This is a genomic window from Veillonella sp. 3891 (genome assembly GCF_003992315.1).
Lineage (GTDB): Bacteria > Bacillota > Negativicutes > Veillonellales > Veillonellaceae > F0422.
The window spans coordinates 96,066-119,894 of the sequence record NZ_RQVE01000005.1; the positions used below are offsets into that span (position 1 = coordinate 96,066).

Sequence of the window (23,829 nt, forward strand, 5' to 3'; positions counted from 1 at the left end):
GTACATCCTTCTTTCATACTAGTCTTAAATGTGCATCACACGATCTTTAATTTCTTTTGTACGACCTTCATTCCAGAAGTTTTCCCCTAAGTAACCGCAGGTTCTACGAATCACCGTCAAAGTATCACGATTCGTATTGTGGCATCGTGGGCATTCCCATTGCACGTCATCATTCACAATAATCTCACCGTCAAAGCCACATTCATGGCAATAGTCAGATTTTGTATTAAACTCTGCATAGGAAATCGTATCATAAATATACTGCATCATCGTCAATAAAGCAGGAATATTATTGTTCATATTAGGAATTTCAGCATAGGAAATGCATCCACCTGTGGAGAGACGTTGAAACTCTGATTCAAAAGCAAATTTATCAAATACATTGATTTCTTCACGTACATTCACATGATAACTATTGGTGTAATATCCTTTATCAGTAATATCCGGAATCTCACCAAAACGAGCTCTATCAATGGAAGAGAAACGGTTAGTTAAACTTTCAGCTGGCGTACCATATAAAGCAAATCCGATATTGTGTTTGCTGCGCCATTCTTCTGTAGCATTGTGCAATCGTTCCATCACTTTTCTAGCAAAACGATGACCCTCCTCCGACGTATTTGATGTACCTACAATGAGCTTTGTCGCTTCATATAAGCCAATATAACCCAAAGATATCGTCGCATATCCACCTTCTAATAAAGGTCGAATAGGCGCCCCTTTAGGAAGACGTGCAATGGCACCATATTGCCAGTGAATAGGAGATACATCGCTTGTGACATCTTTCAATAGTTCATAACGGAACAACAATGCTTTTTCAGCTAAGCCCAAGCGCTTTTCTAAAATATCAAAGAAAACATCTTCCTTACCTTGCGACAAAATACCAATTTGAGGCAAGTTAAGGCTCACCACACCTATATTAAAACGACCATTGAATACATATTCTCCTCGGTCATTTTTCCAAGGAGATAAGAAGGAACGGCATCCCATAGGGGCAAATACATTGCCTTCATAAATTTCTTTCATCTTTTTCGCAGAAATATAGTCCGGATACATTCGTTTTGCTGTACATTGTGCAGCTAACTCAGTTAAATAATAGTATTCACTATGAGGGTGAACATTATGCTCATCCAATACATAAATCAGCTTAGGAAAGGCCGGTGTAATATATACATCTGCCTCATTTTTAATACCCTGTATGCGTTGCATTAAAATCTCTTCATCAATTAAAGCAGCCTCTTTTGCTAACTCACTGGATGGATCAAAATGCATAAACAATGTCACAAAAGGAGCTTGCCCATTGGTCGTCATTAATGTATTAATTTGATACTGAATGGTTTGAATCCCATCTTTCACTTCTTTTTTCGTCCGTTGCCAAGCAATTTCTTCTGCTTTTGCTACATCTGGAGCCATACCATACACTTCGACCTGTTCTTGTAAAGTTAACTCTAAATATTTATCATAGGATTTTCTTACATAAGGCGCCAAAATGCGGTCAATCCCATTAATACTTTGACCACCATATTGACCAGAAGCAACCTGTGCAATAATTTGTGTCGTCACCGTACATGCTACTTGGAATGACTTCGGTGTATCAATGCGTTTACCATTGATAACTGTTCCATTGGTTAGCATATCTTCTAAATTCACTAAACAACAATTGAACATAGGCTGGATGATATAATCCATATCATGAAAATGAATAGCCCCGCTATCATGCGCTTGTACAATATCTGTAGGAATTAACTTTCTGCGAGCAATATCTTTACTTACTTCTCCAGCGATTAAATCACGTTGTGTGGATACAATAGAAGCATCTTTATTGGAATTTTCATCAAGAACTGCCACATTTGATTTATTCAATAAACCAAATACATCTTTATCCGTTGTGTTTTCTACACGTTTGAAAGCTTGCACTGCTTTATAATTTTCATAGGCCCGTGCTGTTGCAGGATTATTATTCTCTAGGAGTTTATAGTACACTTGCTCTTCGATAGCATAGATTGTAATATTACGCCCCATTTTTTCTGCATAGGTTTCAATTTCATCAGAAATTTTCAAAGCTAATCCAGGTGTATATACTCCTGTACTACTATGCATAGCCTTTTCGATAGCCACAATAATTTTTTCTTTATCGAAATCAGCAATCGTGCCATCTCTTTTTATCACGTGTATCATAATATAGCCTCCTATTTACTCGCTGCATCGCTCAAATAATCACAACGGAGCAGTATCGATTTAGTATGAATCATACATACAATGTATAAACAAAGATATACATACTATGTAGATGTTGATCAATATTTGGACATATAAAAAGAGCACTCTATGCTCCTATCCAACTTCTGTCTACACATGTAGATAATTCTTACTTAACCTGTAGTGCCTAGGCATTTTATAAGTTCCAAAAAATATCTCGCTTCTTCGGAGCACCTATGTAAAGTGTCTTAAATCTACATTTATAACATAAGATTGCCACTATTGGTTACCCTTATGGGATTCGTTATAATTAGTTTACTATATATTGTAGTTCATTTCAATAAAAACCACTATATCATGTATATCAATTAGATATAACATTGATGTAAAAATTAGTAGAATCACACTTTTATAGAGAACTATATTCCATTATTCTTTGAAAATTGCCTAGGATAAAGACTTTCGAATAATGACAAATAGATATAGAACATTGGTTGACATCTTCCAAATAATAAAAGCGACCAAATCCAAAAAGATTTGATCGCCATTTCACACAGATAATTAGAATTTAATTTTTGTAGCAATCCATGCAGATAAAATTGCTTTTATAATATCACCAATAACAAATGGATAGAACAAAATACCCAAAGCTTTTTGCAATCCATCAGCAGTGAATGGTATGCTTGCAACAGACATGAAGTACGGCACTGCCGCTACATAGGTAATCACAATACTTACTACCGTAGCTACTACAGCATATCTAAGGAAACTTTTTTCTGTTCCCTTTAAACAACTAACCGCAGTATAAGCGATAGGCCAAATCAAAATAAATCCGCCTGTAGGACCAAGTATTTTTCCCATGCCACCAGTAAATCCAGTAAATACAGGTAATCCAACTGCTCCTAACAGTACATAGACTAATAATGTCAAAAACGCTTGTTTTGGTGGCAAAAGTAAACCAATCAAACACAAGGCAATGGTAATTAAAGAAATCATTCCCACACCCATAGGGTTTGGAATCGATAATTGTGCCATTACACAGGCTAGTGCCACTAATAACGCCATTTTTGTCAAATCTCTAGTCTGTAACATTCGCTAACTCCTCTTCATAAATCCATTTACAGCGGGCACGCCCACCATGAGTGCCGACTAATTCACACTCACCAATTTGCGTATGCTTTTCCGAATGGATCATAAGTTTTTCTACAGAAATAACATCTCCACCATAAAATGGTGCAGAAAAAGTAATATCTAATTGAAGTAACATTGCTTCATCTAATACATGATGTGCCATATGTGATAAAACCATTAGTTCCGGTACTACAGGAATTTCTTCTCGATAGATAGGATTATCATCCTGAATAGCATCAGCAAATTCAAGAATGGATTCCGGTGTAAACACAAACTTTGTTCTTGTTTTATCTTTTAATTCACCTGGCCAAACCTTTGGCATTTCTCCCAATGAAACTTCATCATGGTGATTCCCTTCGGAATCGAACCGTTCTAACATCGTGGACACCAAAGTGCCTTTCGAATTACAAACAGTCACTATATGTTCTTGCTTTCTTGGGGTATAGTTAATTTGTAACTGTGGTGATCTTGTAGTTCGTTTGAATTGTACATTACGTACAATCACGGTATTAGGAATTTCCCTTACACTTGTCAAGCCCTTACATAGTGTATGCATAGTGCCTCCTCCCCATAGCATGGGTTATACTGGATCTTACAAGCTTACATGATTCTTACATTCTGTTACACCTTTATTATAATTAATCAAGCTCAATATAGTCAACCTATTTTTCAAATTAATTGTTTACATACAGTGATTGCTTATTCATATGTATCACATAATAAAATCAAAAGGACTGTAATGCAGAGTTTACACTCTTACACTACAGTCCTCATATGATGCAAACTAGTACAACTGATAGGGTACTTTCAAATTAGAAAGAATAACCTACACCCGCATGCAAGCCTTTTACATCAGTTTTATTTTGATTCATATTATATTGGTCATATTGATAATACACATTCAAATCAATATCTGGACGCAAGCCATAGGAAGCTCCTACTTGGTATGTTCCCTTGATATCATTACCAAAACCTACCTTAGCAAAGCCTTCAATTTTATCAGCTAATTGAGTATGTCCAATTACACCTGCTTGATAACCAAACCCATTTTGTTTTGGTCCCATATCTACGTAGGTACCAGCACCATAGACATTGATATTAGGATGTACCGCATAGGCACCGGCTAATTGATGATCTTTGATATCTGTTCCAGTACGATGCACTTTATTAAAGGAATATTGTGCAGCTAAATTATTGGACACACCTTGTTGTGCAGATACACCAAAACCATCTTTACGTTTTGTGTCTTGTGCTGTTTTTTTAGATAGAGAATATTCAACGGCTACTTTTGTTTCACCAGCATTGATATTTGTCACAGGAACAGCTGCTGCAAATGCAGACGCACTAAAGGCAGCTAACACTGCTGTGGCTACTATGATTTTCTTCATAATATCCTCCTTGTATGATAGTTTTATCGTTTCATGAAAGCTGGTACATCTGGAGAGTTTCCTGTAGCACCAAATGGGCTTTTACGAGCAAAACCATTAGAAGAACCTTGGTCACCAAAACCAGTAGCAACAACAGTAATGAATACTTTGTCACCAACATTTTCATCGATAACAGAACCGAAAATAATATTTGCTTCTGGATCCGCAGCTTCAGAAATAATTTCAGCTGCTTCATTGATTTCAAATAGGCTTAATTCTTCGCTACCAGTAATGTTTAACAAGATACCTTTTGCGCCGTCAATGGAAGTTTCCAATAATGGGCTATTGATTGCTTGTTTCGCAGCATCTACAGCACGATTTTCACCTTCGCCTACGCCGATACCCATCAAGGCTTCACCTTGGTTCGTCATGATAGTTTTTACGTCAGCAAAGTCTAGGTTGATTAAACCTGGTTTTGTAATTAAGTCAGAAATACCTTTGATGCCTTGACGCAATACTTCATCAGCAGTCAAGAAGGCATCTTTCAAAGATGTTTTACGGTCAATAATACCCAATAAACGATCATTTGGAATTGTGATGATTGTATCAACTTTACCAGTTAATGCTTCAATACCACGTTCAGCTTGTTCCTTACGTTTTTTACCTTCAAAGCCGAATGGTTTTGTTACAACACCTACTGTTAATGCGCCAGCTTCGCGAGCACATTCTGCTACTACAGGAGCTGCACCAGTACCAGTACCACCGCCCATACCAGCAGTTACGAATACCATATCAGCGCCTTGCAATGCTTTTAGAATATCTTCACGACTTTCTTCAGCTGCTTCACGGCCTACTTCTGGATTAGCACCAGCGCCTAAGCCTTTAGTAGCTTTCTCACCGATTTGGATACGAACAGGTACATTAGTACCATCTAAGGCTTGTGTTTCTGTGTTAGCCACTAGGAAATCTACATTTTCCAAGTCGCTGCCAATCATACGAGATACGGCATTTCCGCCGCCACCACCAACACCAATAACTTTAATTTTTGCAAACTCTGACATCGAATGCTCCTCCTCTTTACTAGAGATATGTTTCATATACTTTTACAATGACATTATACTACTAGTCTATCTTATCATTTATAATTTGCTTTTATTTTACAATATATTTTATATTTTTTCAATGAAAGTCAATCATTGTCTTTATTTTTTCTATCTATGTAGTCTTTTTGTTAATAATAGTCTACGAATAGCCGCTGTATTTTGAAATAGCCGCAACCCAAATGAGATCAGTGCCACATAATATAAATCTATGCCAACCTCATTCCCTAAAAACACCAATAAAGCTGCTAATAAGGAGTTGGAAAAGAACCCTGTGATAAATATAGACAATCCAAACGTTCTTTCTATGGCAGCTCTTGTACCGCCAAAAACAGAATCCAAAGCAGCTAAGAGTGCCACTGAAGTATATTTAGCATAGGCTACTGGTATATCAAAAGGTGTCATAATACCAATGACAATCCCTAGTATCAAACCGCCTATAACCCATACGTATACCATCATTGACCTCCCTTCACTTTGATGTAATTTTGTTTTATCGTTCCATCATAAGCTGGGACTATTACATGATCTTCATCTTGAATTTTCACTTCAATCCCCCAATATTTAAGAGACTCCACGACTCCACCTCTCATAGTAAGGGCAGAATGCAATGTTTTTGTGTCTCCAATAGCCTTGATTATAAATGGTGGGGCGAAAATTTTTCCGTTGACTGTAACGGTAGGGCCGGAGCAACGAATTTCCGAAGTTCCTATTAAACGCTGGTCATTAATAGAGATAGCCTCCGCTCCAGCCGCTCTTAATTCATTGACAATACGAAGCATATCTTCATCGTGAATTAAATATAAATTGGGATTTTCCCCATCTTTTACTGGCGTTTTGCTATCCGTTATGGTTAAGACCACACCTGGACCTTCTACATCGACTAAGGAAGCCTTAAGGGATAATAGTCGATTTTCTTCTTTCATCCCTTCTAGACTTCCTTCTTCTTTCATAGTAGCAATCTGTTTTTTAAGGCCCGCCCGTTCTTCTTGAAGAGAATTAATCTTTAGTGCCAATTCTCCACTTCTTTGTAAGTTTATATTGCCCTCTGCAATAGTTTGTGTCATTCTGTACTGCGTAACAAGCATGACCCCTACAATCATGCTTACTACGGCTATGGCGATACGCCCTTGTTTCAACTTTGTACTCCTTTATTGTGTTTTAATAAAAGGGGATTTAATATTTACGTCGATAAACTCAGCAGATACATGACGTTGTGCAATATCTACAAGCATATCTGTAGTTATCTTTGCTTTTTCTTCTAAATTATTGCGGTCTCCAATGTGAATTGGTAAACCCTCTACTGTATAGGCAATCATTTTGTCGGCATCACCTACATTAATTTCACCGATTTTCTTTCGTCCCTCTTCAGTGAAAGCTTCCATATACTCAATAGCCCCACGGATTCCCTCAGCTTCAATAGTATCGCCTAATAATGCATTTCCTAATCGCACTCCAGAAATAATAGGTACCGTTGTGTCAGGAATCGTAGCACTACTAGCAATAACCATACCGTTTCGATCTAAAGAAACAAATCCAAATTGAGAAGGAACTACAACCAACGCTTTTCGTTCTTTTACATCTACCTGCAAAGTAAGTGGTAATGCATAGGATACATGCGCCGTATCAACACGTATATCCTTTTGTAAACGTTCTTCTAAAGCGCCTGTTCTAACTCTTAAGATATTAACAGGATATCCTAAATCGCCTATGTGCACCACATCTTCTGACGTTAATTGACTAGACCCTGTCACTTGAATTTGACCAATTGGTAAAGGTAATGTGAAAAGGCCAATCAAAATGCATGCACCAATGACTACCTTCCAAACAGTTGGTTTTGATTGTTTACGTCGTTTTACCTTTCGTCTGCGACGTACACGTTTAGTTCCTTCTGGTGTATCTATGGTCACAACTTCCCAGCCATCTTCTTCTATGGGATGCCTTACTCTTTCATTCGTTGGTTGTTCCTCAAATGGAGGAATATTCTGCTCCTCCTGGTTTTGAAACCCATGTACCTTCATAACCACTCCTAAAATTTATGCAGCCCAGCAGACTGAAGAATTTGTTCGCACAATTCAGGAAATTCAATACCCACTGCCCTTGCTGCTTTCGGCACTAATGAGGTAGCTGTCATACCAGGTACCGTATTATATTCCAATACAAACATATCATCTGTACTATTCATCATAATATCCACACGAATTACACCTGCACATTGCATTTGTTGATAAACAGATTCGCCAATACGTTGCATGGCAGCAGCTTGTTCTTCTGTAATCGGTGCTGGCACCAAATAATCAGTAGCACCTGTTGTGTATTTAGAAGCATAATCATATTCCCCTGAATGTGGTCGAATTTCAATCACTGGCAAAGCTTTACCATCTAATACAGATACAGTAAATTCTCTACCATCTACAAATTCTTCTACTACGATAACATGGTCTATGTCTAATACTTCTTTGACTTCCGTATCAACAGTTGCTTCATCTTTAATAATAGCGACACCAATACTAGATCCTTGACTAGCTGCTTTCACAACAAATGGCACTTTGAAATTAGCATGAATATCTTCTAAGATTTTATCCACAGATTCTAATTGGCTATCATAGGATTTTGAATTTGCTGTGGGGATGTGAGCTCCTAAAAATACATGTTTACTCATTTTTTTGTTCATACCTACCGCATGAGCCATAACACCAGATCCCGTGTAAGGAATACCTGCCATTTCAAGAGCCCCTTGTAAAGCTCCGTCTTCGCCATATTTGCCATGGATGGCATTAAATACGATGTCGCATTGTAAAGCTTGTAAATCTTGTACTACTGTACTAGGATTACATTCTAATGTGGTAGCCTCATAGCCTTTGCTTTGTAATGCTTCTGCAATAGCTGCCGCTGTTCTTCTAGATACATCAGCTTCTTTTGATGGTCCTCCCATGAGGACGATAATACGTTTATCCTTCACTTTATTTATCCTCCAATAAAGCTAATAGTTTAGGTCCAAATTGATTAATATTACCAGCTCCCATAGTGATAACTAAGTCATTAGGTTGAATATATTCTAATACAGTTTCTGGCAAAGTATTTACATCTGCCACATAATGAATTTCTTTACCCGTCAATTCTTTAATCATCAATGGAATAGACATACCATCAATTCCAGCTTCAGGCTTTTCGCCAGCACTATAAATATCTGTAATAAAAACTAGATCAGCTTCTTTGAAAGCCGTGCCAAATTCACGTAGTAACAATTTGGTACGACTATATCGATGCGGTTGAAATAGAATTACCACTCGATGATCTTCCAGAGATTTTGCCGCTTTAATTGTGGCTGCAATTTCTGTAGGGTGATGTGCATAATCATCTACCACCCAAACATCTTTTACATGGCCTTTCGTTTCAAAGCGACGTTTTGCCCCAATAAATTTACGCAACGCTTGAGCAACTACTTCAAAGGAGATTCCTTCTCCCAAGGCCACTACAAGTGCTCCTAGTGCATTCAACGCATTATGTTGACCTGGTACAGCTAAACGTAATGTACCTAGCACAGTATCGTTATGAACCACTTCAAAGGTAGTAATCCCTTGTTCAATGCGCAAGTTCTCAATACGATAATCGTTGCCTGACCCTAAACCATACGTAATGCATTGACGTTTAATATCTGGCATAATCTGTCGAATTGATGGATTATCGCCACATACCACAGCAATACCATCTTCCGGTAACTTCATAGAAAACTCTGTGAAAGCTCGTAATAAGTTTTCCACCGTCCGATAATGGTCCATGTGGTCATTTTCAATATTCGTGATTACAATACGCTTAGGATTTAAGTGCAAAAAAGAACCATCACTTTCATCAGCTTCAGCAATACTATATTTACCTTTACCTACATGGCTACTACCATTTAAATAATCCACTTCTCCACCGATGATGATAGTTGGATCTTGGTTTGCTTCCATGAAAATTTGTCCGATCATAGACGTAGTTGTAGTCTTACCATGTGCACCAGCAACAGCAATACCATAGGTTTCATCTAACACTGCTTTCACCACGTCCGAACGGTGTAAAATTGGAATATTTCGTTCTCTAGCTCCGACAATTTCAGGATTATCATCATGGATGGCAGTAGAGCGAATAACCACATCTACTCCTTCTACATGAGCAGCATCATGTCCCATAAAAATGGTAGCCCCTGCATTTCTAAATTTTTCTGTTATGGCAGATTCTTGAATATCAGAACCAGATACAATAAATCCTTTTTCAATCAATACATGCGCAATGGCACGCATGCCGGAACCGGCAATGCCGATTAAATGTATACGTTGATAGGTATCTAACATAGAGATACTCCCTCCTATGATTTCTTAATAGATAGAGCCAACTTAGCAATTTCTATAGCTGCCTCAGGCTTTCCTAATTGTAATGTGGCTTGTGCCATACGTTCGCGACATCCCCGATCCGCTAACATTGCATCTACCGCTTGTAGTAATCTTGTGCCATCTAATTCTTTATCTACAATCATCGTAGACGCACCTGCCTCTACGAATGCTTTTGCATTAAATGTTTGATGGTCAGCAGCTGCATAGGGATAAGGAATTAGGATAGATGGTATGCCACGTACAGCTAATTCTGCTAGCCCTATGGCTCCAGATCGGAATATGGCCATATCTGATGCAGCCATAGCCATATCCATATTATCTAAGTAAGGAACAATATGTGATGTTGGACTGTAAACCTCTCCTTCATGTATGCCTAATCTTTCACAAACCCGACTGTATTCATCAGTACCTGTAGCATGGATAATTTTAATATCCTCTCTACCTTTGTATTGTTCATGAACGGCTTGCATCGCTGTATTAATACTCCGTGCACCACGGGATCCACCAGCCACTAAGATAGCTGTTTGATTATCTTGTAAGCCAAAGTACGCTCTAGCCTCTTCTCGATTTGCGGTCACTACACTAGGGCGCACCGGATTACCCGTATATACAACTTGCTTTGCACTTGGAAAATGTCGAGCTGCTTCTTCATATCCTACAGCTACCACATCTACAAATCGGCTCAAAATTTTATTTGTTATTCCTGGCACTACATTTTGTTCTTGAATCAATGTAGGAATCCCACGTAAGGCAGCTGCTAATAGTAAAGGACCACATACATAGCCACCCGTACCAATAACAATATCTGGTTTAAACTCGGAAATCAACTGATTTGCTTTCCATAAGGAGGACAGTGTTTTACCTGCTGTTACCAATGTATCTAAGGATAGTTTACGTTGCAATCCTTGCACAGGTAAAGTAATAAATGGTATCCCTTCTTTAGGAACAATACGTGACTCAAGTCCTCTTTCAGTCCCCACATAAAGAAAGTTAGCATCTACCATTGTGTCTAATGTTTTATAAATTGTGAGGGCTGGATAAATATGACCACCAGTACCTCCACCTGAAATCATGATATTCATGTATGACCCCTTACAATCGTTCTACTAATCTTCGGAAATGATCGCCTCTATCTTCAAATCGTGCATACCAATCAAAACTTGCACATGCTGGAGACAATAATACTACATCACCTTCTTCTGCAATACGAGCACTTAAGGATACAGCTTCTTCCATAGATTCACAGCGATGAATATGAGGTACCCCTACTTTTACTGCAGCCTCAGCAAAGCGCTGCGCTGCTTCACCGATAAGAATTAGTTCTTTTACATTGGTTTTTACTAGTTCCATCATATCTTCTAAGTCGGTCATTTTATCCTTACCACCTGCGATCAACACAAGGGGAGAAGTAAATGACTCTAAGGCTTTAATAGTAGAGTCCGTATTGGTTGCTTTAGAATCGTTATAATACGTAACACCATTTAGAGTACGAATCCTTTCTAGGCGATGTGCCACACCATGGAATTTTGCAATAGCTTGATAGATATCTTCTACAGGCACACCCAATGCGTAGGTTAGGGCAATAACACTCAAAATATTTTCAATATTGTGAGACCCTGGAATGTGGATATCTTTTGTCGTAATCACTGGCACTGAGTTACCATGCATCACTGCATAGCATGTATTGTTTTCAAAATACGCTCCATCTGTGACAGGTCTCTCTTGACTAATTCCTAACACATGTCCTTTTACTCGTTTTGCCATATCCGCCACGATAGGAGAATCAAAGTTTAATACTGTCCAATCTCCTAATTCTTGATTACGGAAAATGTTTTCTTTCGTTTCTTGGTATCGTTCCATTGTTTTATGACGTAACAAGTGGTCTGGAGTCACATTTAGCAAGATAGCCCCTTTCGTACGGAACTTATCAATACTCTCCAATTGATACGATGAAAGTTCAGCCACTAACACACCTGTTTCAGGCACTGCCAAGGCTTGCTCACTAAGAGAATAACCAATATTACCACCTACATAGACATCCCATTTAGCTTCTTTCAGTACTTCTGCCAATAAAGAGGTGGTAGTAGTTTTACCATTCGTACCTGTCACACCTAAAATAGGAGCTTTTGATACTTCATACGCAATCTCCACTTCTCCTACTACAGGAATATTTCTTTTTTTCGCCTCTTGAATGATGGGTATCTCTAAAGAAATACCAGGTGATACAACCACTTTCGTAGCCGTATCAAGTAACACAAAATCTTGTTGCCCTGTAATCACTTCTATATGATTCTCTGCCAAACGCTGGCTTTCAGCTGGATCAAAATCAATTTTTTTATAATCATTAAGCGTCACTGTAGCACCTAATTTAGCCAATGTGTGGGCCACGCCAATACCACTAAGACCGGCACCCAATACCAATACATGCGAACCTGAATAATCCATTCTAACCACCTAACCCTATATGCAAGAATAACGGCCCTTACTAGTAGAGCCGTAATCTATATTATTTCATACTTAACAGTGCAATGCCTAACAAAGCCGTTATTAAAGAAACAGCCCAGAATACATATACCACTTTTCGCTCACTCCAGCCACCTAATTCAAAGTGATGGTGAATTGGGCTCATACGGAAAATACGAACCCCTCTAGTTTTAAAAGAGGCTACCTGTAAAATTACAGATAATGCTTCTACTACAAATACAAAGCCTATCACAATTAATAGAAGTTCTGTTTTTGTAGCAATGGCCATCCCCGCAAAAGCACCACCTAATGCTAGGGAGCCTGTATCACCCATAAATACTTTCGCCGGATTTGCATTGAAATATAAGAATCCCAAGCAAACTGCACTCACAATGATACCAAAGAAAGTGACACTTAAGGAACCTACTAATAATCCTACCACTGCAAAAGCCGCTCCTGCAATAGCAGAAATACCAGTTGCCAATCCATCTAAGCCATCTGTTAAGTTAACAGCATTCGTTGTCCCCAAAATAATGATAAACGCCAACACATAATAGGCGTAACCAAGATCTACAGTGATATCCACTAGAGGAATCCACAAAGTAGTTGGCAACGCTGCATAGGCAATAGAGATATAACAAAATACGATAGCTAGCACCGCTTGACCTAGTAACTTTTGTTTTGCTGTTAACCCTAAATTACGGCGTTTCACAGCTTTAATGAAATCATCACTAAATCCTAATGCACCATGACCTAATGTTAAAAATAATAGCATCCACAATGTTACAGAATAAGGTGGCACTATGCAAACTGTTATGACTAAAGCTAGCATCATAAATAAACCACCCATCGTAGGTGTACCCGCTTTAGCTAAATGCGCCTGAGGTCCATCTTCACGAATCGATTGTTGCGCTTTCAGTCGCTGCAACAGAGGAATCCCTATTTTACCGAATACTAATGTACTTATCAGGGCTAAGCCAAAGGCTACTGCATAGTCCATATTCATGTCACATGTCTCCTTACTTATTCATGTCGTTCTTTAAAATCTTCTATAATACGTTCCATTTTAAGACCACGAGACCCTTTCACTAGAATCACATCGCCGTCTTGTTTTACATCATAGTAGGTATTGGCAATATCAAGATGACTCTTTCCTACATAGACATAAGGAACACCTGCTTGTTTCGCCACAGAAGCAGTTATCTTCATCATATCACCAAAGGTAAATACCATATCATACTGTTCTTCGCCGAGAATCTTGCCAATCTCCTTATGAGCTGCTTTAGAATGGTCACCTAACTCTAACATATCTCCTAGCATAGCAATTTTACGAGTCCCTTGCAACTGTCCCATAGCACGAATGGACTCTGCCATACTACTGGGATTGGCATTATAGGCATCGTTCAAAACTGTGAAAGTTGGAAATGCTACAATCTCTTGTCGCATAGGAATCCCTGGAAACTCCTTAAAAGCCTCCACAATTTCTACATTTGGTACACCTAAAATAGTACCCACTGCAATAGCAGATAATGCATCATATACATTGTGAATCCCAATCATGGGCAAAAAGACATTCCAATCACCTGATGTATCATGAACAGTAAAATTAATCCCTTTTGAGGTATATTCTAATTGAGTCCCTTGTACGTGAGAACCAGCTTGCATACCATAAGTCATAACCTTTGCATCCGTTACCCCTTGCATAGGCAATACAAAAGGATCATCATGATTTAATACACCTGCTCCCGTACTTGGTAAGGCTTCAATCAATTCTTGCTTTGCCTTTCCAATATTTTCTTGAGACCCTAATAGTTCAATATGGCTAGTGCCTACATTGGTAATAACACCAATTGTAGGTTCCGCAATCTCCGCTAATTCAGCAATTTGACCAAGTCCACGCATCCCCATTTCAAGAACGCATACATCATGGTCCTCTGTTAATTGTAATAACATTTTCGGAACGCCGATTTCGTTATTATAGTTCTTCTCTGTTTTGAGCACTGTAAAAGCTTTTTCTAACACAGCGCTAATCATTTCTTTTGTTGTTGTTTTCCCCGAGGAACCAGTAATGCCAATTACAGGGATGGGAAAGCGTCTACGATGATAGGTTGCCAGTTGTTGATACGCTCGTAACGTATCTTCTACTTCAATACAAATTAATCCATCAATGGCTTTTCCACATTTCACCACAGCACCTGTAGCACCACGTTCTTTGGCAACTGTTAAGAAGTCGTGACCATCAAATGTCATCCCTTCCAATGCCACAAATAAACCATTTTTTCCAATCGTCCTTGTATCTGTCGATACATCAGCAAAGGTGCAAGCACTTATTTCTCTACAAGTTCCTTGTGTTGCCTCTAATACTTCTTGCACTGTAAATTGTGCCATATTATCTCTCCTTCAAGGCTTCTCTTGCCACTTCACGATCATCAAAGTGGATCGTTTCCTCTTTTAAAATTTGATAATCTTCATGACCTTTACCAGCAATGATAACTACATCTCCTGTAGTTGCCTCTTTGATTGCCTTATGAATCGCTTCACGACGGTCTACGATGACTTCATAAGTGACACCATCATGTAAACCTTCTTTCACACCTACCTCTACATCTTTTACGATTTGTACAGGATCTTCTGTACGAGGATTATCGGATGTCACAAATACGCGATCTCCAAGTTGCGCTGCAATACGTCCCATAATTGGGCGTTTTGTAGCATCTCGATCTCCACCACAGCCAAAGACCACTAAGATGCGATTTTCTACAATTTTCTTCGCTGTTTGTAGTATATTTTCTAATCCATCTGGTGTATGAGCATAATCTACAACGACTGCAAAATCTTGCCCTTCTTCGATTAATTCAAATCGACCTGGCACAGCTGTAAAAGTAGATAATGCTTTTACAATCTGATCCATTGTCAATCCTTCATACAAGGCAGCTCCTACGGCAGCCAAGGTATTATACACATTAAACATACCTGCAATTTTCGTAGAAATTGGGTACATTTTTCCATCATAGGATAAAGTGAATTGCGATGATTTAGCAGTAATTGCTAAATCGGAAGCATTCATTGTACCTTTGCCTTCTGTACTGTATGTAATCATAGGTGCTGTTGTCACATCTACAATGGCTTGACCATAGGCATCATCTACATTAATAACAGCACCTTTACCTTCTTTCATCTGATAGGAGGCACTGACTTGTTTAAATAGCTTAGCTTTTGCCGCTAAATAATTATCGAATGTCTTATGAAAATCCAAATGATCTTGCGTTAAATTAGTAAATACAGCCGTATCATATTCTACACCTGCAGTACGTCCTAGTGCTAGGGCATGAGATGACACTTCCATAATACAATGTGTTACACCAGCATCCACCATTTGTTGCAAAATTTGCTGCAAATCTGCTACGTCTGGTGTGGTATTGTGAATTGGGTACGATTGGTCATCAATCAAAATATGTACAGTCCCAATTATCCCCACTGTGTAGCCTTGGGAGCGCAACATATGACCAATAATATGAGTCGTTGTAGTTTTACCATTTGTTCCTGTTACACCAATCATACGCATTTTAGAAGCTGGATAATCATAGAAAAATGGTACAGCATCTTGCAAGGCTTGTCTTGTATCATCCACATAGAGAACTGCTACATGTTCTGGCACGGTCACAGGTTTCGATGCAATAATCGCTACCGCACCATCTTCCACTGCTTTTTCAACAAAGTTATGCGCATCCACTGTGGCGCCAACTAAACAGATAAATAAACTACCTTCTTGTACTGTTCTAGAGTCAGCTGTAATATGGCTAACAACGGATGTCAAAGGGCCTTCTACCTTCGTAGGAGATACAACTTTTACAATTTCTTCCACTTGTTTCATAATGATTCCTCCAATCATAGAGAAAGCAGCCCAAAAGGACTGCCTTCATCATTCTCTAATATCCTTTTTCATCGTCACATTGCGTTCTTCTACTGTATTTTTAGTAGTGTAAACGAAATTATCTGGTAACACCATGCCAAGTTTTTGTTGCGCTATTTTTTGAATGCGCGTAGGAGATCTTAATTCTGCTAAGCCTAAATTATATTCATAATTAGTACGATTTTCTAATACGATTTGTTCCTGTAAATTGACTGTTTCTTTCCGTGCATTTTCAGTGACACCTGTTAAGAGCAAGCAAGTCATACCTAACACCATCGCCACTAGTACAGTTAACAAACACTGACGCATATCTGGGGTCAAATCCCAAATGAACGCTTGTGTTTTTACTTTCTTTCTTCTGACGGGCTCTACATAAGGCGCTGATTGCTCCCAATACGCAGCCTTTCGTACTAACATAACGATTCCTCCCAACTATAATTTCACGGCTACCCTCAACTTGGCACTACGGGACCGTGGATTCTCTTCTACTTCTTTTTTACTTGGCTCTATAGCCTTATTTTTCGCTTTTACAACGGGTACATGATGGCACACACACACCGGTAAATTCGGTGGACATGTACATCCCTGTGCTAACTCTTTGAAAGTTTGCTTTGTAATTCTATCCTCTAAGGAATGGAACGTAATCACTGCAATTCTTCCACCTGGCTGTAACATAGATACAGCATCCACAAACGCATCATGCAATATTTGAAGTTCCTGATTCACTTCTATACGAAGTGCTTGGAATGTTCGTTTTGCTGGATGTGGTCCATCTTGTCTAGCCTTTGCAGGAATGGCACGTTTAATGATATCCACCAACTGAAAGGTGCTAACTATAGGTGCTTTTTCTCTAGCTTCTAGAATGAATTGAACAATTCGTTTAGCCCATCGTTCTTCACCATAGTCCCAGATAATACGATATAAGTCTTCACTAGAATAGGTATTCACGATAGTTTCTGCCGTTAAAGCTCCTGTTTGATTCATACGCATATCCAAGGGACCATCTTGCATATAGGAAAAGCCTCGATCTGCTGTATCCAGTTGATGACTCGATACACCTAAGTCAAAAACGAATCCATCGACTTCAAAAATACCTGCCTCGTGTAATGCTTGTTTTAAGTTAGAAAAATTAGTTTTGATGACTTTCACCTGGCAAGTTAAATCAGATAATCGCTGAGATGCTGCCTCTAATGCCGCTACGTCTTGATCTAAACCAATCATCATACCTTCTGAAGATAATCGTTCACCGATAGCATGGGAATGTCCCCCACCACCTAATGTACAGTCCACATAGGTTCCATTTGGTTTAATCGCCAATCCGTCTAGCGTTTCATTGAGTAATACACTCACATGATGAAAGTTCATAATTCCTCACTTAAAATCCAATATCATCCAAATCAAGTTCTTCTGCCATAGCCTCAATATTGCCGTAAATTTCGTTGTTATAAGCTTCCCAACGAGTTTTACTCCAAATCTCGATGCGTTCACCATTACCAACTACAACCACGTCTTTTTTCAACTCACCGTGGGCACGAAGATTACTCGGTATCAACACACGGCCTTGTTTATCAAACTCAAGGTCTGCTGCACCACCTACAAAAAACCGTACTAAACTACGTTGGTTCGCTTTATTGGAGCTTTTAGAACTTAATTTTTTTGCTAGCTCTTCAAACTTTTCTTGGGTATAAATGGCTAAGGTATTGTCAAAATATCGTGTTACAACACAGCTGTCCCCCAGTTGTTCACGCATTTTGGCAGGAATGATCATGCGCCCTTTACTATCGATTGTATGTGAAAATTCACCTTTAAACATAGCAAGGACACCTCCTTTTCTCTCACCTATTTGCCCTATTTACCACTATATGGTAAATTTTACCACAATTCCCCACTTTTCACAACAAAATAACCACCCATTTTATAGATATTTATACACTTTTTTCCTACAATTTGTTAATAGCGAACACTTATTTAAATATTTATGTATATGTTCGTATATTAAGCGTAAAATCGAATATTTTTAGCTGTACAGAATAGTGGGAAAAAGTGGGGAAGTTTTTCTATTTTTCCTCATTTTTAACTTTACCAACAATATCACGAGGCATCTATATCCTAAATAAATGAGACTATGAACACCATTAAAACATATATAAACACCAAGTGGAAAATAAAAAAGATAGCCGAATCATAGATTCAGCTATCTTTTTTTCACCGCTATAATAACTATTCAATTGTCTCTATCTTTTCTCTGTTTTTATAATTGACCCACTCGTTTCATTGCATCATAAATTCTCTGTGCCAATCCAGTAATTTGTCGTTTTGGAATCGAGCATACAGCAATACGAACACCACCAGATACAGGAATTAAAAACACATTTTCTTTCTTCAATTCATCTGCCAAGGCCTTTGGATTATCGCTTGGAATTGTTGCAAAGAAACCACCCATATATGGCAACATTGGTAAGCCGATTGCTTTCCCTTCACATTCCAAGATACCTGCCCGTTCTTCTACAAGACGAGAGTAACAATTACGTTCTTCTTCATAGCATTTTAATTTTTCAGGATCAAGCACAATATTGGCCACTGTACGCATCGCCGGTCGATTAATATTAGACCAAGTACCACGGGATGTCATTTGATTAATATCAAAAAACTCTTGTGCCACTTCTTTATCAGAAGTAATACCCAACATACAGCCAACACGTTGACCGTACATAGTAAAACCTTTAGAGATACTATAACATACTACTGTCAAAATATCTTTTGACAAATGTTCAAATTTTTTAAAGAATCGGCGCACCTCTTCTTTAGGTCCAGAGAAATCAATATACGCAGCATCAACTCCAATAATCACTTTGTTTCTTCCTGCACTTACTAAACGATTCGCAAGCTCTAATACTTTATCCCAATCGCTGTCACATAGAGAGAAACCTGTTGGATTATTACCAGGTGTATTAAAAATAACTAAAATATTCTCTTGTTTCTTAGCTATATCTAATACTAGGGATTCTAACGCCTCAAAGTTGAACTCATAGTTCTCATTGAATAGAGAGTAAGTAAGTAAATCGCGTCCATTATCATGGCATATTTGTTTGTACGCACCCCAATACCAATCTGCAGTGATTACCGTATCACCCAACTCTGTATAATTGTGAACTAAATGATGAATCCCACCGGTACCACCAGCTGTGGCTATTCCTTCAATATAGGCATCAGGTCTAGATTGTCCGAAGCATTCTTGTTTACATGCTTCCACAAACTCTTTTAATCCCTCAATCGGTGCATATGCAACATATTCATTACGTGGCAAATTACGGAACTCATCTTCTACCACTTTTAAGAAAACAATATCACCATTTTCATCTAGGATAGATCCGACAGTTCCATTTAACACGTTTTCTTTGCCATATTGTCTTACTGCCTCTTGGGCTTGTGAGTTAGTTGCAAAGATCACATCATTTGCTTTTTTCCCACGCGCTTGTTTTGCTGCCATACTCATAGTAAACACCTTCCTATAGTAGTTATATATTTATACTTATATTATTAGTTTACAAGAAAAATGGTTCTCCTACAAGACATGCAGCTTATGTATACACAATAGTTTTTTCTACTATTCAACTTCTTTATATTTTGATAAATATCTCCTGTCCCCACATCTAGTATATAACGGTGTATATATGCGTTTATATAACTTTTTCTGTATATTTTTATGATATCATATACGCTGATTTCTCTTTGTAACAACTATGCATTCAAAATAGAGAAAACAAAAAGCAGATACACAACCACAATGGATTGTATATCTGCTATCTTTATATACTTACCTGTTAAAGGCAATGCACCTATGTTAAATTCTATATATATCTATATATATTTCTCTAGAATATTCAAGATAAAAATTAGGAAATTATTCCACTTTACCACCTAAATACGCTTCCATCACTCTAGGATCGTGACGAATCTCTTCGGCTGGTCCAGAAAGAACGATTTTACCCGTTTCCAGTACATATGCATAGTCAGCAATTTTCAATGCTTGTCGTACGTTTTGTTCTACCAACAACACTGTCGTTCCTTCAGCACTGATTTCCTTGATAACCTCGAAGATTTCATTTACCACTAACGGTGCCAAACCCATGGATGGTTCATCTAGCAACAATAATTTAGGACGAGCCATTAAAGCACGACCGATGGCAAGCATCTGCTGTTGCCCACCAGACAAAGTGCCACCTAATTGGTAACTACGTTCATCAAGAATAGGGAATCGCTTGAATACTTTTTTAATATCATCGTTGATTTCAGCATCCTTACGAATATAAGCGCCCATTTCAAGATTTTCATAAACACTCATATCTTGTAAAATTTGGCGTCCTTCTGGAACGAGGGAAATACCAGCTTTCACAATATCATGAGTTTTCATAGACGTAATATCCTTACCTTCAAAGGTAATGCGACCTTCTGTTGGTTTAACCAAGCCCATGATGGAACGCATAGTTGTAGATTTACCAGCACCATTGGCACCGATCAAAGATACAATGGACCCTTGAGGAACTTCTAAGTTAATAAATTTTAAGGCTGTAATATGACCATATCCAGCCACTACATTTTCAATTTTTAACATATTATTCCTCCTTTCCTAAGTATGCTTCAATTACATCTGGATGATTTTGAATCTCCTGAGGTGTACCTTCTGCAATTTTTTTACCGAAGTTTAATACCGCCAAGCGATCACAAATATTCATCATCAATGCCATATCATGTTCTATAACCACAACCGTAATGCCTAAATCACGAATTTTACCGATCAATTGGCGCAACACTTCTGTTTCGCTGTCGTTCATGCCAGCTGCTGGTTCATCTAACAGAATCAATTGTGGATGTGTTGCTAAGGCACGAGCAATTTCCAAACGACGTTGTTTACCATATGGCAAGGATGTGGCTACTTCTTCTGCATCTTCTTCTAAGCCAACCAGCTTTAAAAACTCATAAGCGATACCACGACAACGCTCTTCTTCAACTCGTTGACGTTTTGTACGGAAGAAACTAGATAACACACCAGAACCCGTGCGACAATGCATACCTGTCAGCACAGTCTCCAAGGCCGTCATATTACCGAACAAACGAATATTTTGGAATGTTCTAGCAATCCCCATTTCCACTGTACGATGCGGCTTAATACCCACCACATTCATACCATCGAACACAATATTGCCAGTGCTCACTGGGAACACGCCTGTAATTAAATTAAACAGCGTCGTTTTGCCGGCACCATTCGGTCCAATTACACCAAAAACTTCCCCTTGGTTCACTTGGAAGGTAACCCCTGTCAAGGCAGCCACACCGCCAAAGCTTTTACTTACATCATCTAATTGTAATAGCATGGGTACCTCCTATTCTTGACCAGACTTACTTTGCGCCTTATAAGCTTCAAAGCGTTCTGTTAACACTTGCGTTTCTGGAATATATACTTTCTTTTTCACGCCTAATTTACGGTAAATTTTGTCCATCAAATCTTCTGTCAAAATACCATCTGGGCGAACAGCCATCAAAATAACTAGTAATGCGCCATAAATAATATCCCTATAATCTGCTAAGAAACGCAATACTTCTGGTAACAAGGTCAAAATGAAAGAGCCTAGTACAGAGCCCCATACTACATTGGAACCACCAAATACAGGGAACAATAAGATTTGTACTACCTTGTGATAGCTAAAATCTGTAGGGTTAATGAAGTTTGTAATATGTGCATACAAACCACCGCCAATACCAGCAATGAAAGCACCGATTACAAAGGCTAACATTTTGTAATACACCACATTGATACCCATCAATTCTGCTGCATGGTCATCGGCTTTGATAGCTTGGAACGCACGCCCTACACGACTATTGTGGATACGTAAACAGAACAATATCACTAGCGCTAGAATCACTAATAAGATTATGATGGTCAACAAGTTACCCCATGTTAATGCATCGATATCTAGTAAACCGTCCATATCGAACTCATAGACGTAGTTTGTCAATTCCTGTGCAATCGCTGGAATGCCTGAAAGGCCCAAGGCTCCATTGGTCACTTCTAAATTCAAAAAGATAACACGTACTACTTCACCAAAGCCTAGTGTAGCAATGGCAAGGTATAAACCTTTCAAGCGTGTAGTTGGTAAACCAATCACAACAGCTACTAAGGCCGCCACAATACCACCAATGAAGATAGCAATCGGAATCGGTAACTCAGCTTTCAGAGTGAGCAAAGCACCCACGTAGGCACCTACACTCATGAAACCTGCCGCACCCAACGTCAACTGTCCTGTAGAAAGGGTGAAGAAAATGGAAATACCCATGATAGCATTGATGATGAAGAACATCACAATTTGTAGATAATATGGATTTAAAATTTCACTCATGGTCGTCCCCCCTTATCTTTGGATCCGAATAACCCTTGTGGTCTCCAGAATAATAAGAGAATGATTAAACCGAAGGCTACAGCATCACGGTACGAAGATGCTCCATAAGCAACAGAGAATACTTCAGAAACACCTAAGATGAATCCACCTACCATAGCACCGGTAATATTACCAAGTCCGCCAAGGATTAACACCGCTAACCCTTTAAATCCGATAACAACACCCATCATAGGCTCTACGGCATCGAAGGATAAGCCAACCAATACACCAGCGGCAGAACCTAAGGCGGAGGCAAGCATCACTGTTACGGAAATAACTAGAGTTGGATTAACCCCCAACAAGGATGCTGTTTCTGTGCTCAAAGATACAGCACGAATAGCTTTACCGATTTTAGTCTTTTTAATGAGTACATTTAAAATCAACATTAACACAATGGATACACCAAGGCCAATGATTTGAACCATGGAGATTTTGAACATACCAAAATCGATAAGTCCACCGATAAAATCTGGTGGGAATGAGCGTGTTTGTGGGCCCCATACAAGCAAGGCTACACTTTCAATAAAAATAGAGACACCAATTGTAGAAATCAATGGCGCCAAATGGGATACGTTTTTCTTGCGAAGTGGACGAAGTGCCACAAATTCTAATAGATATCCAAGAATTGCCCCTACGACCATAGCCACAAGGATGGCTACGAAGATATTAGCTTCAAAGACTGTCACCATAAATAAACCCACGAAGGCACCTATCATAAAGATGCCTCCGTGAGCCATGTTGATGATGTTCAACACACCAAACACGAGTGTCAATCCGATGGCTAATACCGCATAGAGACTGCCTAAAGTAAGGCCATTCACTAATTGCTGTAAAAACATCGTGTTA

Annotated in this window: 23 protein-coding genes; all 23 read right to left on the reverse strand. The window is 38.7% G+C overall.

Annotated elements, in window-relative coordinates:
* Window positions 1-24: 24 nt before the first annotated feature.
* The 23 genes from nrdD to EO118_RS04280 all read right to left on the reverse strand — a co-directional run bounded on the left by nrdD (window position 25) and on the right by EO118_RS04280 (window position 23,822).
* Window positions 25-2,175, reverse strand: coding sequence for an anaerobic ribonucleoside-triphosphate reductase (gene nrdD / locus EO118_RS04170; protein ID WP_127068770.1), 2,151 nt, complete (start codon window positions 2,173-2,175; stop codon window positions 25-27).
* A 582-nt stretch (window positions 2,176-2,757) separates the two neighbouring features.
* Window positions 2,758-3,288 carry a biotin transporter BioY gene (locus EO118_RS04175; protein WP_127068771.1) on the reverse strand — a complete coding sequence of 177 codons (531 nt, stop codon included), beginning with the start codon at window positions 3,286-3,288 and terminating at the stop codon, window positions 2,758-2,760.
* Window positions 3,275-3,883 carry a hypothetical protein gene (locus tag EO118_RS04180; protein ID WP_127068772.1) on the reverse strand — a complete coding sequence of 203 codons (609 nt, stop codon included), beginning with the start codon at window positions 3,881-3,883 and terminating at the stop codon, window positions 3,275-3,277. The genes EO118_RS04175 and EO118_RS04180 overlap by 14 nt, the downstream gene beginning before the upstream one ends.
* A gap of 256 nt (window positions 3,884-4,139) precedes the next feature.
* Window positions 4,140-4,715: an outer membrane beta-barrel protein gene (locus EO118_RS04185; RefSeq protein ID WP_127068773.1), complete on the reverse strand. Its 576-nt coding sequence runs from the start codon at window positions 4,713-4,715 to the stop codon at window positions 4,140-4,142.
* A 23-nt stretch (window positions 4,716-4,738) separates the two neighbouring features.
* The gene (gene ftsZ / locus EO118_RS04190; RefSeq protein WP_240626901.1) at window positions 4,739-5,755 is read right to left on the reverse strand and encodes a cell division protein FtsZ; all 1,017 of its coding nucleotides are present in this window, start codon (window positions 5,753-5,755) and stop codon (window positions 4,739-4,741) included.
* A gap of 150 nt (window positions 5,756-5,905) precedes the next feature.
* A complete protein-coding gene (locus EO118_RS04195) occupies window positions 5,906-6,256 on the reverse strand; it encodes a small basic family protein (RefSeq protein ID WP_127068775.1) in 351 nt (116 codons plus the stop codon).
* A complete protein-coding gene (locus EO118_RS04200; protein ID WP_127068776.1) occupies window positions 6,253-6,933 on the reverse strand; it encodes a DUF881 domain-containing protein in 681 nt (226 codons plus the stop codon). The genes EO118_RS04195 and EO118_RS04200 overlap by 4 nt, the downstream gene beginning before the upstream one ends.
* A gap of 12 nt (window positions 6,934-6,945) precedes the next feature.
* Window positions 6,946-7,815: a cell division protein FtsQ/DivIB gene (locus EO118_RS04205; protein WP_127068777.1), complete on the reverse strand. Its 870-nt coding sequence runs from the start codon at window positions 7,813-7,815 to the stop codon at window positions 6,946-6,948.
* An 8-nt stretch (window positions 7,816-7,823) separates the two neighbouring features.
* Entirely contained in the window at window positions 7,824-8,756 is a 933-nt protein-coding gene (locus EO118_RS04210; RefSeq protein WP_127068778.1) for a D-alanine--D-alanine ligase, read from the reverse strand.
* A 1-nt stretch (window position 8,757) separates the two neighbouring features.
* Window positions 8,758-10,131 (reverse strand): UDP-N-acetylmuramate--L-alanine ligase, encoded by a 1,374-nt coding sequence (murC, locus tag EO118_RS04215; protein ID WP_127068779.1) that lies wholly within the window; start codon window positions 10,129-10,131, stop codon window positions 8,758-8,760.
* 14 nt (window positions 10,132-10,145) lie between these two features.
* The gene (murG, locus tag EO118_RS04220; protein ID WP_127068780.1) at window positions 10,146-11,252 is read right to left on the reverse strand and encodes an undecaprenyldiphospho-muramoylpentapeptide beta-N-acetylglucosaminyltransferase; all 1,107 of its coding nucleotides are present in this window, start codon (window positions 11,250-11,252) and stop codon (window positions 10,146-10,148) included.
* 10 nt (window positions 11,253-11,262) lie between these two features.
* Complete coding sequence (gene murD, locus EO118_RS04225; RefSeq protein ID WP_127068781.1) at window positions 11,263-12,615, reverse strand: UDP-N-acetylmuramoyl-L-alanine--D-glutamate ligase; 1,353 nt, start codon at window positions 12,613-12,615, stop codon at window positions 11,263-11,265.
* A gap of 61 nt (window positions 12,616-12,676) precedes the next feature.
* Window positions 12,677-13,639 carry a phospho-N-acetylmuramoyl-pentapeptide-transferase gene (mraY, locus tag EO118_RS04230; RefSeq protein WP_127068782.1) on the reverse strand — a complete coding sequence of 321 codons (963 nt, stop codon included), beginning with the start codon at window positions 13,637-13,639 and terminating at the stop codon, window positions 12,677-12,679.
* Window positions 13,640-13,656: 17 nt separating this feature from the next.
* On the reverse strand, window positions 13,657-15,021 hold the full coding sequence (gene murF / locus EO118_RS04235; protein WP_127068783.1) for a UDP-N-acetylmuramoyl-tripeptide--D-alanyl-D-alanine ligase: 1,365 nt from the start codon (window positions 15,019-15,021) through the stop codon (window positions 13,657-13,659).
* Window position 15,022: 1 nt separating this feature from the next.
* Window positions 15,023-16,507, reverse strand: coding sequence for a UDP-N-acetylmuramoyl-L-alanyl-D-glutamate--2,6-diaminopimelate ligase (locus EO118_RS04240; protein ID WP_127068784.1), 1,485 nt, complete (start codon window positions 16,505-16,507; stop codon window positions 15,023-15,025).
* A gap of 48 nt (window positions 16,508-16,555) precedes the next feature.
* Entirely contained in the window at window positions 16,556-16,963 is a 408-nt protein-coding gene (locus EO118_RS04245; RefSeq protein ID WP_127068785.1) for a cell division protein FtsL, read from the reverse strand.
* A gap of 15 nt (window positions 16,964-16,978) precedes the next feature.
* A complete protein-coding gene (gene rsmH / locus EO118_RS04250; protein WP_127068786.1) occupies window positions 16,979-17,911 on the reverse strand; it encodes a 16S rRNA (cytosine(1402)-N(4))-methyltransferase RsmH in 933 nt (310 codons plus the stop codon).
* Window positions 17,912-17,921: 10 nt separating this feature from the next.
* Entirely contained in the window at window positions 17,922-18,359 is a 438-nt protein-coding gene (mraZ, locus tag EO118_RS04255; protein ID WP_127068787.1) for a division/cell wall cluster transcriptional repressor MraZ, read from the reverse strand.
* A 438-nt stretch (window positions 18,360-18,797) separates the two neighbouring features.
* The gene (locus tag EO118_RS04260) at window positions 18,798-20,042 is read right to left on the reverse strand and encodes a pyridoxal phosphate-dependent aminotransferase (protein WP_127068788.1); all 1,245 of its coding nucleotides are present in this window, start codon (window positions 20,040-20,042) and stop codon (window positions 18,798-18,800) included.
* Between the two features lie 408 nt (window positions 20,043-20,450).
* Complete coding sequence (locus EO118_RS04265) at window positions 20,451-21,161, reverse strand: ABC transporter ATP-binding protein (protein WP_127068789.1); 711 nt, start codon at window positions 21,159-21,161, stop codon at window positions 20,451-20,453.
* Window position 21,162: 1 nt separating this feature from the next.
* Complete coding sequence (locus EO118_RS04270) at window positions 21,163-21,921, reverse strand: ABC transporter ATP-binding protein (protein WP_127068790.1); 759 nt, start codon at window positions 21,919-21,921, stop codon at window positions 21,163-21,165.
* 9 nt (window positions 21,922-21,930) lie between these two features.
* Window positions 21,931-22,944 carry a branched-chain amino acid ABC transporter permease gene (locus EO118_RS04275; RefSeq protein WP_127068791.1) on the reverse strand — a complete coding sequence of 338 codons (1,014 nt, stop codon included), beginning with the start codon at window positions 22,942-22,944 and terminating at the stop codon, window positions 21,931-21,933.
* The gene (locus tag EO118_RS04280) at window positions 22,941-23,822 is read right to left on the reverse strand and encodes a branched-chain amino acid ABC transporter permease (protein ID WP_127068792.1); all 882 of its coding nucleotides are present in this window, start codon (window positions 23,820-23,822) and stop codon (window positions 22,941-22,943) included. Before EO118_RS04280 ends, EO118_RS04275 begins: the two co-directional genes overlap by 4 nt.
* Between the last annotated feature and the right edge of the window lie 7 nt (window positions 23,823-23,829).